We start from the raw sequence: 19693 nt of genomic DNA on the forward strand, positions 1-19693 counted from the left end.
CTGCGAGCGTCCCTCAAGGAGACCGAGCGTCTACGGCAGCAGAACCGCGAGCTGACGGCGGCGGCAGGAGAGCCGATCGCCATCGTCGGCATGGCCTGCCGCTACCCCGGCGGCGTGAGCTCGCCCGAACAGCTCTGGCAGCTGGTGACCTCAGGCGGCGACGGGATCTCCGGGCTGCCCACCGACCGGGGCTGGGACATCGAGGGGCTGTACGACCCCGACCCCGAGACCCCGGGCACCACCTACGTCAGGGAAGGCGGCTTCCTGCGGGACGCCGGGGACTTCGACCCCGGGCTCTTCGGCATCTCGCCGCGCGAGGCGCTGGCGATGGACCCCCAGCAGCGACTGGTGCTGGAGACCTCGTGGGAAGCGCTGGAGCGGGCCGGGATCGACCCGTCCTCGCTGGCGGGCAGCCACACCGGAGTCTTCGCCGGAGCCAGCCACCAGTACTACGGCCCGAGGCTCCACGAGCCCTCGGAGGGCGTCGAGGGACACCTGCTGACCGGCAGCGCGACGAGCGTGCTGTCCGGACGTGTGGCCTACGCGCTCGGCCTCGAAGGCCCGGCCGTGACGGTCGACACCGCGTGCTCCTCCTCGCTGGTGACCCTGCACCTCGCCGCCCAGGCGCTGCGGTCCGGCGAATGCACCCTCGCCCTGGCCGGTGGTGTCGCCGTCATGGCGACGCCAGGACCGCTGGTCGAGTTCAGCCGCCAGCGCGGCCTGGCCATGGACGGCCGCTGCAAGGCGTTCGCGGCCACCGCCGACGGCATGGGCATGGCCGAGGGTGTCGGCATGCTGCTGCTGGAACGGCTGTCCGACGCCCAGCGCAACGGGCACCGGGTGCTGGCCGTGATCCGTGGCTCGGCGGTCAACCAGGACGGCGCGTCCAACGGCCTGACCGCGCCCAACGGCCCCTCCCAGCAGCGGGTCATCCGTCAGGCTCTGGCGAACGCACGGCTGACCGCCGCCGACGTGGACGCGGTGGAGGCACACGGCACCGGCACCAGGCTGGGCGATCCGATCGAGGCGCAGGCGCTGCTGGCCACGTACGGCCAGGGGCGGGACGGCGACCGGCCGTTGTGGCTGGGCTCGGTGAAGTCGAACATCGGCCATTCGCAGGCGGCAGCGGGTGTGGCCGGTGTGATCAAGATGGTCATGGCGATGCGCCATGGTGTGCTGCCGCGAACCCTGCATGTGGACGAGCCGTCGCCGCAGGTGGACTGGTCGGCGGGTGCGGTGGAGCTGCTGACCGAGGAGCGGGAGTGGCCGGAGACCGGCCGTCCGCGCCGGGCTGCGGTGTCCTCGTTCGGTATCAGTGGCACCAACGCGCACACGATCGTGGAGCAGGCGCCCGAGGGGGCTCCCCCGGCTGTCGTGGATGAGCCGGTGGGGGAGCCGGTCAGTGTGCGGTCCTCGGTGGTGCCGTGGGTGCTGTCCGGCAGGACCGAGTCCGCGTTGCGGGCCCAGGCGCAGCGTCTGATCGAGCACCTGGACGCCCGCCCTGAGGAGGCGTTGGCCGACGTCGGTCTGTCACTGGCCACCTCGCGCGCGACGCTGGAGCACCGTGCCGCACTCGTCGGCACGGACCGGGAAGCACTGCTGGCGGGCTTGGCGGCACTGGCCGAGGACCGCGACGCGCCCGCCCTGCGGCGAGGCGTGACCACCGGGGAGAGCCTGGTCGGCTTCCTGTTCACGGGGCAGGGTGCGCAGCGGGCGGGGATGGGACGTGAGCTGTACGAGGCGTTCCCGGTGTTCGCCGAGGCGTTTGACGCGGTGTGTGCGGGGTTCGACGCTGAGTTGGACAGGCCGTTGCGTGAGGTGGTGTGGTCCGAGGACGGTCGCGGCTTGATCGACCGCACTGTCTACGCCCAGGCGGGGTTGTTCGCGCTTGAGGTGGCGTTGTTCCGGCTGGTGGAGTCGTGGGGTGTGGTGCCGGATTATCTGGCGGGTCATTCCATTGGTGAGCTGGCCGCCGCGCATGTGGCGGGTGTGTGGTCGTTGGCCGACGCGTGTGTGCTGGTGGCGGCGCGTGGCCGGTTGATGCAGGCGCTGCCCGCCGGTGGTGCGATGGTGGCCATTCAGGCGACCGAGGCCGACGTGTCCACGGCGCTTGAGGGTCGTACGGACCGGGTGTCGATCGCCGCCGTCAACGGGCCGTCGTCCGTCGTGATTTCGGGCGATGAGGACGCGGTCGGCGAGATCGCGGAGAGGTTCCGGACCAACGGTCGTAAGACCAAGCGGCTGACGGTCTCGCACGCGTTCCACTCGCCGTTGATGGAGCCGATGCTGGCGGAGTTCCGGCGGGTTGCCGAGGGTCTCTCGTACAGCGCGCCGCGTATCGCGCTGGTGTCGAACGTGACCGGTGGACTCGCCACGGTCGAGGACGTGTGCGCGCCGGAGTACTGGGTGCGGCATGTCCGGGAAGCGGTCCGGTTCGCCGACGGGGTGCGTGCCCTGGCCGACCAGGGTGTGGCCACGTTCGTGGAGCTGGGTCCTGACGGTGTGCTGTCCGCCATGGGGCAGGAGTGTCTGCCCGAGGACTCCTCTGCCGTACTGGTGCCCGCGCTGCGCGCTGAGCGCTCCGAGGCGCTGACGCTCACCACGGCCGTCTCGGTCGCCCATGTGCGGGGTGTGCCGGTGGACTGGGCCCGGTTCTTCGCGGGCCGGGGTGCACGCCCGGTGGAGTTGCCGACGTACGCCTTCCAGCACGAGCGGTACTGGCTGCGGACACCCACCCGGCAGGGGCAGGGCGAGCTGCCCGGGGGCGTGGCCCTGCTGGACCATCCGCTGCTGGGGGCCGCCGTCAGCCTGGCCAGTGAGGATCGGCTGCTGCTCCTGGGCCGGTTGGCCGTCGACGTCGAGCCGTGGCTTGCCGACCACGCGGTGCTGGGGCCGGTACTGCTGCCCGGCACCGCGTTCGTGGAGCTGGCCATCCAGGCTGGTGACCAGGTGGGCTGCGACCGGCTGGACGAACTCACCCTCGAAGCCCCGCTGATCGTGCCGGAGCAGGGCACGGTGGAACTCCAGCTTGAGGTGGGCGCCGCCGACGAGTCCGGCCGCAGGTCGGTGACGCTGCACTCCCGCCCCTCCGCCTCGTCGCCGGACGACCGTCCCTGGACCAGGCACGCCAGCGGCGTCCTGTCCGCCGCCGCGCGGGCCGACGGCCCCGTCGAGGTCGCCGGGGCCGTCGGCCAGGCGTGGCCGCCGGTCGGCGCCGAGCCGGTCGGGTTGGCGGGTTTCTACGAGCGCCTGGCGGACATGGGCCTCGCGTACGGACCGGTGTTCCAGGGGCTGAGGGCGGCCTGGCGGCGCGACGCGGAGGTGTTCGCCGAGGTCGCGCTGCCTGAGCAGGCGGCCGGCGATGCCGCGCGCTTCGGTGTGCATCCAGCACTACTTGACGCCGCCCTGCACGCGCTCGGACTGGCCGACTTCGTCAAGGAGCCGGGCCGGGTCCAGCTGCCGTTCGAGTGGCGTGGTGTCTCCCTGCACGCCGCCGGGGCACCGGCCCTGCGGGTCCGCTTGTCCTCGGCGGGCACCGACTCCATCGCGCTGGACATCGCCGACACCCTGGGCCGACCGGTGCTGACCGTGGACCACCTGGTGCTGCGACCGGTCACCGCTGAGCAACTGGCGCAGGCTCGCTCCGGCGTGGGGGAGGTAGCTGGGGGAGCGCTGTTCCGGGTGGAGTGGAACGTGCTGTCGGTGGCGGACGAGCCGCCGCCGGGCGGCGGCGAGGACTGGGCCGAGCTGGCCGCCGAGGACGCCGGACCCGGCGTGACGGGCGACGGCGTGGAGCGGTACCCCGACCTGGCCGCGCTCGCTGCGGCGGTTGACGCCGGACGGCCGTCCCCCGAGGTCGTCGTCCACCGGCTGACTCCCGGCACCGTCCCCGACGCCGACGCCGACGCTGTCCTCGATGCCGACGGCGCGTACGACACTGCTTACGACACCGCGTACGGCACCGCGTGCGCCGCTCTGGAACTGACGCAGGCGTGGCTGGCCGACAGCCGGTTCGCGGCGGCGCGGCTGGTGCTGGTGACCGCTGGCGCGGTCGCGGCCACCGAGACGGACGTCCCTGACCCCGCCTCGGCGGCGGTGTGGGGCCTTGTGCGTTCGGCGCAGTCGGAGAACCCCGGCCGCTTCGTGCTGCTGGACGTCGCCCCGGGGACAAGCCCGGCCCCCGCATACCTGGTGGCCGCCGCCCTGCGCTCCGGCGAGCCCCAACTCGCCGTATGCGGAGGCGATCTGCTGCTGCCCCGACTGGCCAGGGTGCCACGGACCGAAGCCGCGACCGGCCTCGCCCTGAACCCGTCCGGCACGGTATTGATCACCGGCGCCACCGGAGCGCTGGGCGGTCTGCTGGCCCGGCATCTGGTCACCGAGCACGGCGCCCGGCAGCTGGTGCTCACCAGCAGGAGTGGGACCCAGGCCGCGGGCGCGGCCGAGCTGGAGTCCGAACTGACGGCACTGGGCGCCACGGTGACCCTGGCGGCCTGCGACGTGGCGGACCGCGAAGCGCTGGCCGGACTGCTGGCACGCATCCCCGACGAGCACCCGCTGACCGCTGTCGTACACGCCGCGGGGGTGCTTGACGACGGCCTGGTCGACGCGCTGACCCCGGAGCGGCTGGACCGGGTGTTCCGGCCCAAGGTGCATGGCGCGCTCAACCTGCATGAGCTGACCCGGCACCTGGACCTGTCGGCGTTCGTGCTGTTCTCTTCCGTCTCGGGCGTCGTGGGCAGCTCCGGCCAGGGCAACTACGCCGCTGCCAACGCCTTCCTGGACGCCCTGGCCGGGCACCGCCGAGCGCGGGGACTCGCCGCGACCTCGATGGCCTGGGGGCTGTGGGAAGGCGACGAGGGCATGACCGGCGGCCTCGGCGAGAGCGACCTCGCCCGGATGAGCCGCGCCGGAATGCTCGGGCTGGCCGCGGCCGAGGGGCTGGCTTTCTTCGACGCGGCGTGTGTGGGGGCCGACGCCGCCGTCGTGCCGGTGCGACTGGACCTGGCGGCCATCCGCCGGACCGGCGCGCCGTCCCCGCTGCTGCGCGGCCTGGTCCCCGGCCCGGCCCGGCGCGCGGTGGACGCCACCGGTACGGAACCGGCCGCCGGAACCCTCGCCCACCGCCTGGCCGGACTGCCCGCAGCCGACCGGGACCGGATGCTGCTTGACCTGGTGCGTACCGAGGCCGCCGCCGCCCTGGGCTTCGCGGGCCTCGACGCCGTGCCGTCAGGAAAGGCGTTCAAGGAGCTCGGCTTCGACTCGCTGACCGCGATCGAACTCCGCAACCGGCTCAACGCGTCCACCGGTCTTCGGCTGCCCGCCACCCTGGCGTTCGACTACCCCACGCCCACCACGCTCGCGGACTTCATCGGCGCCGAACTCCTCGGCAGCCAACCGGGCATGACCGCCTCGGTGGCGGCCGTGGGTGCCCCTTCACGGCACCACGCCACAGAAGAGCCGATCGCCATCGTGGGCATGGCCTGCCGTTACCCCGGCGGCGTCACCTCCCCCGAGGACCTGTGGCGGCTGGTCGCCACCGGTGCCGACGGCATCGGGGAGTTCCCGGCCGACCGTGGCTGGGACCTGGAGAACCTGTACGACCCGGACCCCGACCGCATCGGCACCTCCTACGCACGCGAGGGCGGGTTCCTGTACGACGCGCACCACTTCGACGCCGAACTCTTCGGCATCTCGCCGCGTGAGGCGCTGGCGATGGACCCCCAGCAGCGGCTGCTGCTGGAAACCTCCTGGGAGGTCTTCGAGCGGGCCGGTATCGACGCCGGTTCGCTGAAGGGCAGCCCCACCGGCGTCTTCGCCGGAGTCATGTACCACGACTACGGCGCGCGGCTGAGGACCGTACCGGACGAGGTCGAGGGCTTCATCGGCACCGGCACGTCCAGCAGCGTGGTCTCCGGCCGGGTCGCCTACACCTTCGGTCTTGAGGGCCCGGCGGTCACGGTGGACACCGCATGCTCGTCGTCCCTGGTGGCGCTGCACATGGCGGTGCAGGCGCTGCGTTCGGGAGAGTGCTCGCTGGCGCTGGCCGGCGGTGTGACGGTGATGTTCACCCCGGGCACCTTCGTGGAGTTCTCCCGGCAGCGCGGGCTGGCGCCGGACGGGCGCTGCAAGTCCTTCGCCTCGGCGGCGGACGGCACCGGCTGGTCCGAGGGCGTCGGCATGCTCCTGGTGGAGCGCCTTTCCGACGCTGAGCGCAACGGCCACCAGGTGCTGGCGGTCGTACGCGGCAGCGCCGTCAACCAGGACGGCGCGTCCAACGGCCTGACCGCGCCGAACGGTCCCTCGCAGCAGCGGGTCATCCGGCAGGCCCTGGCCGCCGCCGGACTCTCCGCGTCCGACGTGGACACCGTGGAGGCGCACGGCACCGGCACCAAGCTGGGCGACCCGATCGAGGCGCAGGCCCTGCTGGCCACCTACGGCCAGGAGCGGGACGGCGACCGGCCGCTGTGGCTCGGCTCGATCAAGTCGAACATCGGCCACACCCAGGCCGCCGCCGGTGTCGCCGGGATCATCAAGATGGTGATGGCCATGCGGCAGGGCACGCTGCCCCCGACCCTCCACGTGGACGGGCCGTCGCAGCAGGTGGACTGGTCGGTGGGCGCGGTGGAGCTGCTGACCGAGGCCAGGGACTGGCCGGAGACCGGCCGTCCGCGCCGGGCCGCTGTCTCCTCCTTCGGCATCAGCGGCACCAACGTCCACACTGTCCTGGAGCAGGCACCGGACAGGACACCGAACACGACACCGGACGTCCTCCCGGTCGAGTTGGCGCAGGCCGTGATCACCCCGGTGGTGCCGTGGGTGCTGTCCGGTTCCACCGAGGCGGCGCTACGGGCCCAGGCGGCGCGCCTGATCGCCCACCTGGAGCGTCACCCGCAGTCCGGACTCGGCGACATCGGCCTCTCGCTGGCCACCTCACGGGTGGCGCTGGAGCGCCGCGCCGCACTGATCGCCGCCGACCGGCCCGCCTTCGTCGCGGGCTTGGCGGCACTCGCCGAGGGCGGAAGCACGCCGGACCTCGTCCAGGGCACCGCCACAGGCGACGGGCGGGTCGGGTTCCTGTTCACGGGGCAGGGTGCGCAGCGGGCGGGGATGGGGCGTGAGCTGTACGAGGCGTTCCCGGTCTTCGCCGAGGCGTTTGACGCGGTGTGTGCGGGGTTCGACGCCGAGTTGGACAGGCCGCTGCGTGAGGTGGTGTTCGGTGACGCGGAGCTGATCGACCAGACGGTGTACGCGCAGTCCGGGCTGTTCGCGCTTGAGGTGGCGTTGTTCCGGCTGGTGGAGTCGTGGGGTGTGGTGCCGGATTATCTGGCGGGTCATTCCATTGGTGAGCTGGCTGCCGCGCATGTGGCGGGTGTGTGGACGTTGGCCGACGCGTGTGTGCTGGTGGCGGCGCGTGGCCGGTTGATGCAGGCGCTGCCCGAGGGTGGTGCGATGGTCGCGGTGCAGGCGACCGAGGCCGAGGTGGCCGAGGCGCTGGACGGACACACCGGACAGGTGTCGATCGCCGCCGTCAACGGCCCCTCTTCGGTGGTGATTTCCGGCCACGAGGACGCGGTTGCCGGGATCGCGGAGGGTTTCCGGGCTGAGGGTCGTAAGACCAAGCGGCTGACGGTCTCGCACGCGTTCCATTCGCCGCGTATGGAGCCGATGCTGGCGGAGTTCCGGCAGGTCGCCGAGGGGCTTTCGTACAGCGCGCCGCGTATCGCGCTGGTGTCGAATGTGACCGGTGGACTGGCCACCGCTGAGGACGTGTGCGCCCCGGAGTACTGGGTGCGGCACGTCCGGGAGGCGGTGCGGTTCGCGGATGGCGTCCGTACGCTGGCCGATCAGGGTGTGGCCACTTTCGTGGAGTTGGGCCCTGACGGTGTGCTGTCCACGATGGGGCAGGACAGCGTGGCCGATTCCGGGGCGGTGTTCGTGCCCGTACTGCGTGCCGACCGCTCCGAGGTGCTGACGCTCACCACCGCCGTCTCGGCCGCCCATGTGCGGGGCGTGCCGGTGGACTGGGCCCGGTTCTTCGCGGGCCGGGGCGCGCGGCCGGTGGAGTTGCCGACGTACGCCTTCCAGCACGAGCGGTACTGGCTCGACGCCGGTGCGCACGGGGACGGCACCCGGTCCGTGGGCCTGGCGGTGGCCGACCACCCGTTGCTGGGCGCCACCGTGGAACTGCCGGACACCGGGGGGGTGTTGTTCACGGGCAGGCTGTCGGTACAGACGCACCGGTGGCTCGCCGATCACACCGTCATGGGTACGGTCCCGCTGCCCGGTACGGCCCTGGTGGACCTGGCCATCTGGGCGGGGGACCAGGTCGGCTGCGGTCAGGTCGCGGAGCTGACGTTGGGGACTCCGCTGCTCCTGCCGGAACAGGGGGCTGTCCAGCTCCAATTGGCCGTCGGCGACGCCGATGAGGCGGGCCGGCGGTCACTGACCGTGTACTCCCGCCCGGCTGACACCACCGACGGCCAGGCGTGGACGCGGCACGCCGATGGCCTGCTGGCTCCCGGCAGCGTGGCGGCGGGGAGTGACACGCTGCCCTGGCCGCCCGTGGATGCCGAACCGGTGCCGGTCGAGGGCCTCTACGAGGGCCTGGCGGACCGGGGCCTGGTCTACGGACCGGTCTTCCAGGGGCTGCGGGCCGCCTGGCGGCGCGGCTCGGAGGTATTCGCCGAGGTCGCCCTGCCGGAGGACATGGCCGATGAGGCAGGCCGGTTCGGCCTGCACCCGGCGCTGCTGGACGCGGCGCTGCACGCGGTCGGACTGGGGTCGCTGGTCGAGGACACCGGCCAGGCGCGGTTGCCGTTCTCCTGGTCCGGGGTGAGTCTGCACGCGGCGGGCGCCGCCGCGCTGCGGGTGCGGCTGGCTCGTACCGGCACCGACGCGCTGTCGCTGACGCTCACCGACACGACGGGTGTACCCGTCGCCACCATCGACGCGTTGACGGTACGGCCGGTGAGCGGCGAGCAGTTCGACACGGCACGCGCCGGTCACCACGGGTCGCTGTTCCGGCTGGAGTGGACGGCGCCGCCGGCCGCTCCGGCGGGCGAGGCCGTGGAATCGTGGGCGGTACTGGGCGACGGCACCCCGGACCTGGCGCGACTGCTCGGCGGCGCTGAGGTCGCGGTGCCGGTCTACCGGGATCTGGCCGAACTGGTGGCCGCGAGCGGGCCGGTGCCGGATGTGGTGCTGGCGGGTACGCCCGGCCGCTCCGGACCGCTGCCCGAGGACGCTGGCGACGACGGGATGCTCGCGGGTGTGCACGCGTCCACCCGGTGGGCGCTGGAGCTGGTCCAGTCCTGGCTGGCCGATGAGCGGTTCGCGCAGTCGCGGCTGGTGCTCGTCACACGTGGCGCCGTGGCGGCGGGCCCGGGCGAGGACGTACCCGATCCGGCGTCGGCCGCCGTGTGGGGTCTGGTGCGTTCGGCGCAGTCGGAGAATCCGGACCGGTTCGTCCTGATCGACCTCGATGCGGACCAGGGTGCGGGGCTCGCGCTGCTGTCGGTGCTGGCGTCCGGCGAGCCGCAGGCGGCGGTACGGGCGGGTGCCGTACGGGTGCCACGGCTGGTACGGGCGACCGCACCGGTGTCCGCTGCCGCCGCATGGGACGCCCACGGCACGGTGCTCGTCACCGGCGGTACGGGCGCGCTCGGCGCGGTGGTGGCCCGCCATCTGGTGACCGGACACGGGGTGCGGCACCTGCTGCTGACCAGCCGCCGGGGACTTGAGGCGCCTGGCGCGGTGGAGTTGCGGGACGAGCTGACCGCGCTGGGCGCGCGCGTCACCGTGGCCGCGTGTGATGTCGCCGACCGCGACTCGCTGGCGAAGGCGCTGGACGGCATCCCGGCGGCGCACCCGCTGCGGGGCGTGGTGCACACGGCCGGTGTGCTGGACGACGGTGTGCTCGGGGCGCTGACGCCGGAGCGGGTCTCGGGCGTGCTGCGGCCGAAGGCGGATGGCGCGTGGAACCTGCACGTGCTGACGCGGGAGCTGGATCTGTCGGCGTTCGTGCTGTTCTCTTCGGTGGCGGGTGTCCTGGGCGGCGCCGGACAGGGGAACTACGCGGCGGCCAACGCCTTCCTGGACGCGCTGGCGGCGCGGCGACGCGCGGCCGGACTTCAGGCCCAGTCGTTGGCGTGGGGCCTGTGGGAGCAGACCGGTGGCATGACGGGCGCGCTGGGCGACGGCGACCTGGACCGGTTGCGTCGTGCCGGGATGGCGGCGCTGTCCGCCAGCGAGGGCATGGCGCTGTTCGACAGCGCGGGGGCGGTCGATGAGCCTGTACTGGTGCCGATGCGTCTCGACACCGCCTCGCTGTCGGTGGCTTCGGCCGGTGCGGTCCCGGCTCTCCTGCGCGGCCTGGTCCGCGCTCCCGCAAGGCGGCGGCTGGGCGCCGGGACGGCCGGTGGCGCGCTTTCCCTGAAGGGGCGGCTGCTCGCGCTGCCGGAGGCCGACCGGACCCGTACGCTGCTGGAACTGGTCCGCCGTGAGGTCGCGACCGTTCTGGGCCACGCTTCCGGGGACCGGATCGACGCCGGGCGAGCCTTCACCGAGCTGGGCTTCGACTCGCTGACCGCGGTGGAACTCCGTAACCGCCTCACCGCGGTGACGGATCTGCGACTGCCCGCCACCGTGATCTTCGACTACCCGAACCCGGTCGCGCTGGCCGACCACGTATTGGCCGAGCTGTTGGGCGACGGCGCCGAGGGCGCGGTGGACGCCGGGGCGAGCGCGGTCCTCGCGGCCGATGAGCTGGTGGCCATTGTCGGCATGGCCTGCCGTTACCCCGGCGGGGTGGCCTCTCCCGAGGACCTCTGGCGACTGGTCGTCAGCGGCGGCGACGGCATCGGCGGATTCCCGACCGACCGTGGCTGGGAACTGGAAAGGCTGTACAACCCCGATCCGGACAGCACCGGTACGTCCTACGCGCGGGACGGTGGATTCCTCTACGACGCGGCGCAGTTCGACCCCGGGTCCTTCGGTGTCGTACCCCGCGAGGCGCTGGCGATGGACCCGCAGCAGCGGTTGCTGCTGGAAACCTCCTGGGAGGCGTTCGAGCGTGCGGGCATCGATCCCGACTCGCTGAAGGGCAGCCGCACCGGGGTCTTCGCCGGACTCATGTACCAGGACTACGCCTCCCAGGTGGGGGTCGTCCCCGAGGGCGTCGACGGCTATCTGGGGTCGGGCTCCTCCAACAGCATCGCCTCCGGCCGGGTCGCCTACACCTTCGGTCTTGAAGGCCCTGCCGTGACCGTGGACACGGCCTGTTCCTCGTCCCTGGTGGCCATGCATCTCGCCGCGCAGGCCCTCCGGCAGGGCGAATGCTCACTGGCTCTCGCGGGCGGCGTCTCCGTGATGTCCACGCCGAACACCTTCGTGGAGTTCTCGCGACAGCGTGGCCTCGCAGCCGACGGACGGGTCAAGGCGTTCGCGGCCGCCGCCGACGGCACCGGGCTGGCCGAGGGCGCCGGGATGCTGCTGCTGGAACGGCTGTCCGACGCGCAGCGCAACGGGCACCGGGTGCTGGCGGTGATCCGTGGCTCGGCGGTCAACCAGGACGGCGCGAGCAATGGACTCAGCGCGCCCAACGGCCCCTCGCAGCAGCGAGTGATCCAGCAGGCGCTGAGCAGCGCGCGTCTGACACCGGCCGATGTGGACGTCGCCGAGGCACACGGCACCGGCACGAAGCTGGGCGATCCGATCGAGGCGCAGGCGCTGCTGGCCACGTACGGCCAGGAGCGGGACGGCGACCGGCCGCTGTGGCTGGGCTCGATCAAGTCGAACATCGGCCACACCCAGGCCGCCGCCGGTGTCGCCGGCGTGATCAAGATGGTCATGGCGATGCGCCATGGTGTGCTGCCGCGAACCCTGCATGTGGACGAGCCGTCGCCGCAGGTGGACTGGTCGGCGGGTGCGGTGGAGCTGCTGACCGAGGAGCGGGAGTGGCCGGAGACCGGCCGTCCGCGCCGGGCTGCGGTGTCCTCGTTCGGTATCAGTGGCACCAACGCGCACACGATCGTGGAGCAGGCGCCCGAGGGGGCTTCCTCGGTTGCCGTGGATGAGCCGGTCGGTGTGCGGTCGTCGGTGGTGCCGTGGGTGCTGTCCGGCAGGACTGAGGCCGCGCTGCGTGAGCAGGCGCAGCGCCTGATCGGGCACCTTCAGGCCCGCCCTGAGGAGGCGTTGGCCGACGTCGGTCTGTCACTGGCCACCTCGCGCGCGACGCTGGACCACCGCGCCGCCGTGGTCGCGGCCGACCGGAGCGGATTCCTGGACAACCTGGCCGCGCTGGCCGGTGGAGACCACGCACCGGGGCTGGTGCGAGGTTCGGTCTCCGACGGTGGCCGGGTCGGGTTCCTGTTCACGGGGCAGGGCGCGCAGCGGGCCGGGATGGGACGTGAGCTGTACGAGGCGTTCCCGGTCTTCGCCGAGGCGTTTGACGCGGTGTGTGCGGGGTTCGTCGCCGAGTTGGACAGGCCGCTGCGTGAGGTGGTCTTCGGTGATGCGGAGCTGATCGACCAAACGGTGTACGCGCAGTCCGGGTTGTTCGCGCTTGAGGTGGCGTTGTTCCGGCTGGTGGAGTCGTGGGGTGTGGTGCCGGATTATCTGGCGGGTCATTCCATTGGTGAGCTGGCCGCCGCGCATGTGGCGGGTGTGTGGTCGTTGGCCGACGCGTGTGTGCTGGTGGCGGCGCGGGGCCGGTTGATGCAGGCGCTGCCCGCCGGTGGTGCGATGGTGGCCATTCAGGCGACCGAGGCCGACGTGTCCACGGTGCTCGCCGACCGTACGGACCGGGTGTCGATCGCCGCCGCCAACGGGCCGTCGTCCGTCGTGCTTTCGGGCGATGAGGACGCGGTCGGCGAGATCGCGGAGAGGTTCCGGACCAACGGTCGTAAGACCAAGCGGCTGACGGTCTCGCACGCGTTCCATTCGCCGCGCATGGAGCCGATGCTGGCGGACTTCCGGAAGGTGGCCGAAGAGCTGTCGTACGACGCGCCGCGTATCCCCGTCGTGTCGAATGTGACCGGTGAGCTCGCCACCGCCGGGGACTTGTGTTCGCCGGAGTACTGGGTGCGGCATGTCCGGGAGGCGGTCAGGTTCGCCGACGGGGTGCGTACGCTCGCCGATCAGGGCGTGACCACGTTCGTCGAGCTGGGCCCGGACGGGGTGCTGTCCGCCATGGGGCAGGAGTGCCTGCCCGAAGACTCCTCGGCCGTACTCGTGCCCGTACTGCGGGGCGACCGCGCCGAGGTGCAGTCCCTCACCACGGCCGTCTCGGCCGCCCATGTGCGGGGTGTGCCGGTGGACTGGGCGCGGTTCTTCGCGGGCCGGGGCGCGCGTCCGGTGGACTTGCCCACGTACGCCTTCCAGCGCGAGCGGTACTGGCTGGGCGGTGGACGTTCCGGGGGCGACGTGGAGTTCGCCGGGCTCGGAACGGCGGACCATCCGCTGCTCGGTGCCGCGGTGCAGCTGCCGGACACCGGTGGGCTGCTGCTCACCGGGCGGCTGTCGCTGGACACGCACCCGTGGCTCGCCGACCACGCCGTCATGGGCTCGGTCCTGCTGCCGGGTACGGCCTTCGTCGAGCTGGCCGTCCGGGCCGCGGACCGCTGCGGATGCGACCAGGTGGCCGAACTCACCGTCGAGGCCCCGTTGTTCCTGCCGGAACAGGGCGGCGTACGGTTCCAGCTGCTGGTGAGCGGGCCGGACGAGGACGGGCGGCGCGACGTCAGCGTGCACTCCCGCCCCGACCGCGCGGCGGACGACCAGGCGTGGACCCGGCATGCGACGGGTGTGCTGACCTCCGGCGGGGTGCCGACCGCGCCCGCCGAACTGTCCGTGTGGCCCCCGGAGGGGGCGACGCCGCTGCCGGTCGACACGTTCTACGACCGGGCCGCCCAGGCCGGATTCGCGTACGGACCGGAGTTCCAGGGGCTGCGGGCCGCCTGGCGGCTCGGCGACCAGCTGTTCGCCGAGGTCGCGACCACGGGGGACACCCTGGCCGACGCGGGCCTGTTCACGCTGCACCCGGCGCTGCTGGACGCCGCTCTGCACGCCCTCGGGCTGCGGGCGGACAGCACCGCTGACGCGCCGACGGGGCGGCTGCCGTACTCCTGGTCCGGAGTACGGCTGCACACCGCCGGAGCCACCGCGCTGCGGGTCAGGCTGTCGCCTTCCGTGACCGATGTGGTGGCGCTGGACATCGCCGACCAGACGGGCCGTCCGGTGGCCACGGTGGACGCTCTGATGATGCGTCCGGTGACCGAGGAACAGCTCGGGGCCGCTCGGGGCAGCCACCGGGACTCGCTGTTCCGGCTCGGCTGGGCGACGGTGCCCCTCGCCGGGGCGGCCACCCCGCGCCCGGAGAGCTGTGCCGTCGTCGGCCCCGACACCCTGGGGCTGGCCGACGGACTGCGGACGAGCGGAGTCCACGCCTCGGCGTACCCGGACCTGGAATCCTTGGGGACCGCCATCGCCGCGGGCACGGCCGAGCCGGAGCTGGTGTTCGTCGGCGTTCCCGCCGCGTCGGCCGACTCCGGCGCGGCCACGCCCGGCGCTGTCGCCTCGGCCACCGGCGCCGTCCTGGCCCTCGCCCAGCAGTGGCTGGCCGACGACCGCCTGCCGGGTGCCCGGCTGGTGCTGACGACCCGGAACGCGGTGACCACCGGAGCCCCGGGCGAGCCGTCGCCGGACCTGGCGCAGGCGGCGGTCTGGGGCCTGATCCGGTCCGCCCAGTCGGAGCACCCGGACCGGTTCGTACTGCTCGATATGGACGAACAGGCCGCGTCCTGGCGCCGGTTGGCGGCCGGGGCCGACTCCGGTGAACCGCAGCTGGCGCTGCGCGCCGGAACCGCGTACCTGCCGCGCTTGGAGCGCATGGCGGGCACGGGCACGCGTACGGACCCGGCGAGCACGGCAGGCGGACAGGCCCCCGCCGGTGGCCTGTCCGGCTGGGGCCCCGAGGGCACCGTACTGATCACCGGCGGCACCGGGGCGCTGGGCCGGGCGCTCGCCCGCCGGTTGGTGACCGAGCACGGCGTACGGCAGCTGCTGCTGGTCAGCCGTCGCGGCCCGGCGGCCGAAGGCGCCGCGGAGCTGGAAGCCGAACTGGCCGCGCTGGGTGCCCGGGTACGTATCGCCGCGTGCGACGGCGCGGACCGGGCGGCGCTGAGCGAGCTGCTCGCCACCGTGCCCGCCGGGCACCCGCTGACCGCCGTGGTGCACACCGCGGGAGTGCTGGACGACGGAGTGCTGTCCGCCTTCACCCAGGACCGGCTGGCGCGGGTCCTGCGTCCCAAGGTGGACGCCGCCTGGAACCTGCACGAACTCACCCGGCACCTCGGTCTCTCGGCGTTCGTGCTGTTCTCCTCCGTCGCCGGGGTCTTCGGCGGCGCGGGGCAGGCCGGGTACGCCGCCGCGAACTCCTTCCTGGACGCCCTGGCCCGGCACCGGCGCGGGCAGGGGCTGCCCGCCACCTCGCTGGCCTGGGGACTGTGGGACCAGGGCGACGAGGGCATGGCCGGAACCCTGGACGAGGCCGATCTGGCCCGCATCCGGCGGCTGGGCATGTCCCCGCTGACCCCGGCGGAGGGCCTGGCCCTGTTCGACCTCGCGCACGCCGGGGACGAGCCCGTGCCGGTTCCGGTACGCCTGGACCTGGCGGGGCTGCGCGCCCAGGCCGCCCGGGGTGCCGCCGTACCGGCGGTGCTCCGGGGCCTGGTGCCCGCCGCCGTCCGGCCGACGGCGCAGGGCGGCCCGTCCACACCGGACAGCCTGGCCCGGCAGCTGGCCGGGCAGTCGGAGAGCGAGCAGGAACGCACGGTGCTGCACACGGTGCGCAAGGAGGCCGCGGCGGTGCTCGGCCACCTCACCCCCGAGGTGATCGACCCCGAGCGCGGATTCATGGAGTCCGGTTTCGACTCGCTCACGGCGGTGGAGCTGCGTACCCGGCTCGCCTCGCTCACCGGTCTCCGGCTGCCCGCCACGCTGCTCTTCGACTACCCGGCGCCGGTCGGACTCGCCCGGTATCTGCGGTCGGAGCTGGCGCCCGCCCCGGCCGAAGCCCCGTCGGTCAACGACGAACTGGACCGGCTCGAAGCCGGGCTCGCGGGGCTCGCCGACGACCAGGTCGAGCGGACGCGGGTCGCGAGGCGCCTGGAGGCCCTGCTGGCCCAGCTCGGCTCCGGACAGGGCGGCGCGTACGGCGACCACGGCGACCACGGTCCTGGCGACAGCGTCAGCGTCACCGACCGGCTTGAATCGGCGACCGACGACGAACTGTTCGATCTGGTCGACAAAGACCTCGGCCTCTCATGAGTCGCCAGGTGAACGAACCCCCACACCTTCCGCACGCCATGAGGAGCGCACGTCAAGTGGAGAATGAGCAGAAGCTTCGGGACTACCTCAAGCGGGTCATCGCCGACCTGCACCAGACGCGTCAGCGGCTGCGTGAGGCCGAGTCCACCGAGCAGGAGCTCATCGCGATCGTGGGGATGAGCTGCCGGTTCCCCGGGGGCGTCAGCTCCCCGGACGACCTGTGGCGGCTGGTAGCCGAGGGGCAGGACGCCATCGCGGAGTTCCCCACCGACCGTGGCTGGGACCTGGACGGGCTGTTCGACCCCGATCCCGACAAGCCCGGCACCTCCTACGTACGGGAGGGCGGGTTCCTCCAGGGCGCCGCCCGCTTCGACGCCGCCTTCTTCGGGATCTCGCCGCGCGAGGCGGTGGCGATGGACCCGCAGCAGCGGTTGCTGCTGGAAAGCTCCTGGGAGGCGTTCGAGCACGCCGGGATCGACCCGCGGTCGGTGCGCGGCAGCCGGACCGGCGTGTTCGCGGGCGTGATGTACCACGACTATCTGGCACGTCTGCATGACATCCCCGAGGAGTTCGAGGGATACCTCAGCCAGGGCAGCGCGGGCAGCATCGCCTCCGGCCGGGTGGCGTACACGCTCGGTCTCGAAGGACCGGCCGTGACGGTGGACACCGCCTGCTCGTCGTCCCTGGTGACCCTGCACCTGGCCGCGCAGGCGCTGCGGCAGGGCGAGTGCTCGCTCGCCCTGGCCGGTGGCGTCACCGTGATGTCCTCGCCGAGCACGTTCCTGGAGTTCTCCCGGCAGCGCGGGCTGGCCCCGGACGGGCGGTGCAAGCCGTTCGCCGCCGCCGCGGACGGCACCGGCTGGTCCGAGGGCGTCGGCATGCTCCTGGTGGAGCGGCTTTCCGACGCCCGGCGCAACGGCCACCCGGTGCTCGCCGTAGTGCGCGGTTCCGCGGTGAACCAGGACGGCGCCAGCAGCCGTCTCACCGCCCCCAACGGCCCCGCCCAGCAGCGGGTCATCCAGCAGGCCCTCGTCGCGGGCAACCTGACGCCGGAGCAGGTCGAGGTGGTGGAGGCACACGGCACCGGCACCAGCCTCGGCGACCCGATCGAGGCCCAGGCCCTGCTGGCCACCTACGGGCGGCACCGCACCGACGGCCGGCCGCTGCGGCTGGGCTCGGTGAAGTCCAACCTCGGTCACACCCAGGCCGCGGCCGGAGTCGCCGGTGTCATCAAGATGGTGCTGGCGATGCGGCACGGCGTGCTGCCGCGGACCCTGCACGTCGACCAGCCGACCCCCGAGGTGGACTGGACCGCGGGCGCCGTGGAACTGCTCACCGAGAACACCCCCTGGCCGGAGACCGGCGAACCGCGCCGCGCCGGAGTGTCCTCGTTCGGGATCAGCGGCACCAACGCCCATGTGATCCTCGAACAGCCCGCACCGGAAGGACAGGAGACCGGTGGGGACAGCGCGCCGGGCACCGGCGCCACCCCGCTGCCCTGGACCCTGTCCGGCCGCACCGAACCCGCCCTGAAGGACCAGGCCGCCCGGCTGGCGGCGCATCTGCGCGCCCACCCCGAGCTGAGCCCGGCCGACGTGGGCTACTCGCTCGCCACCACCCGTTCGCTGTTCCAGCACCGTGCGGCGGTCGTCGGCACCGACCGGGACGAGCTGCTCCACGGCCTGGACAGCCTCGCCGACGGCGGGGCCCTGGCCGGGGTGCTACGCGGCGCGGCGGCCGGGCCCACCGAGGAGATTGTGTTCGTCTTCCCCGGGCAGGGCTCCCAGTGGGCCGGCATGGCGGTGGATCTGCTGGACACCTCCGAGGTGTTCGCGGCCCGCATGCGGGACTGCGCGGCGGCCCTGGGGCCCTTCACCGACTGGTCGTTGCTCGATGTCGTACGCGGCACACCCGGTGCGCCGACCCTGGACCGGGTGGACGTGGTCCAGCCGGTGCTGTTCGCGGTCATGGTGTCGCTGGCCGCGCTCTGGGAGTCCTGCGGGGTCCGGCCGACCGCCGTGCTCGGGCACTCCCAGGGCGAGATAGCCGCCGCCGCTGTCGCGGGGGCGCTCAGCCTGGACGACGCGGCCCGCGTCGTCACCCTGCGCAGCCAGGCCCTGACCGAGCTGTCCGGCCGGGGCGGCATGGTCTCGGTGGCACTGCCGGTCGCCGAGCTGGAACAGCGCCTCGCCCGGTGGGACGACCGGCTCGCCGTCGCGGCGATCAACGGTCCCGTCTCCGTCGTCGTCTCCGGCGACCCACGGGCCCTGGACGAGCTGCTGGCCGACTGCGAGGAGCGGGAGATCCGGGCGCGCCGCGTCCCGGTGGACTACGCCTCCCACTCCACCCATGTGGAGGCCATCGAGGGACGGCTGCTGGACGCGCTCGCGCCGATCGCACCCCGGACCGCCGAGGTGACATTCTGCTCGACGGTGACCGGCGAGGCCATCGACACCACCGGGCTCGACGCCGCGTACTGGTACCGCAACCTGCGCCAGACAGTCCGCTTCGAACACGCCGTACGCGCCCTGTCCCAGGGGGCCCGCCCCGTCTTCATCGAGGTCAGCCCGCACCCCGTACTGACCATGGGCATGCAGGAAGTCCTGTCCGGCATCGACGGCGCGGCCACCGCGCTTGGCACCCTGCGCCGTGACGAAGGCGGCATCGAGCGCTTCCTCACCTCGGTCGCCGAGGCCCACACCCAGGGTGTCCGCGTCGACTGGCAGGCCGTGTTCGCCGGTCGCGGCGCCCGTCGGGTGCAGCTGCCGACGTACGCCTTCCAGCACGAGCACTACTGGCTGGAGGGCTCCGGCACGCCGCAGGGCGACACGGCCGGTCTCGGCCTGCGACGGGCCGAACACCCGCTGCTGGGCGCCGCGGTGACCCTCGCCGACGGCAACGGCTTCCTGCTCACCGGGCGGTTGTCCCTCGACACCCATCCCTGGCTGGCCGACCACGCGGTCATGGGCACCGTGCTGCTGCCGGGGGCGGCGTTCGTGGAGCTGGCCGTCAACGCGGGTGACCATGTCGGATGCGGGCGGGTGGCGGAGCTGACGCTGTACGCCCCGCTGGTGCTGTCCGCATCCGGCCCCGTCGACATCCAGTTGCTGGTCGGCGCGCCCGACGCGTCCGGACACCGCAGACTGAGCGTGCATTCCCGCCCGGCGGGCGCCACGTCCGACGAGCCCTGGACGCTGAACGCGGAGGGCGCTCTGACCGAGGGTGGCCGGCCGGTCCAGCCCGACTCGGCGGCCTGGCCCCCGGCGGGCGCGGTGCCGGTGGCGATCGAGGACCTGTACGAGCGACTGGCGGGCGCCGGTCTGGAATACGGCCCGCTGTTCCAGGGGCTGCGCGCCGTGTGGCG

2 protein-coding genes (1 of these 2 cut by a window edge) are annotated in these 19693 nt (G+C 73.2%); both read left to right on the forward strand.

Annotated elements, in window-relative coordinates; translation table 11 throughout:
• Positions 1-16329, forward strand: coding sequence for a type I polyketide synthase (locus tag AC5P1B_RS00545; protein ID WP_493884476.1), 16329 nt, complete (start codon positions 1-3; stop codon positions 16327-16329).
• A protein-coding gene (locus AC5P1B_RS00550) for a type I polyketide synthase (protein ID WP_493884107.1) crosses the window boundary here: on the forward strand, positions 16326-19693 show its start. It continues 12331 nt past the right edge of the window; only the first 3368 of its 15699 coding nucleotides appear in the window; the start codon lies at positions 16326-16328; the stop codon falls past the right edge of the window. Before AC5P1B_RS00545 ends, AC5P1B_RS00550 begins: the two co-directional genes overlap by 4 nt.

The organism is Streptomyces sp. A01 (genome assembly GCF_059026195.1).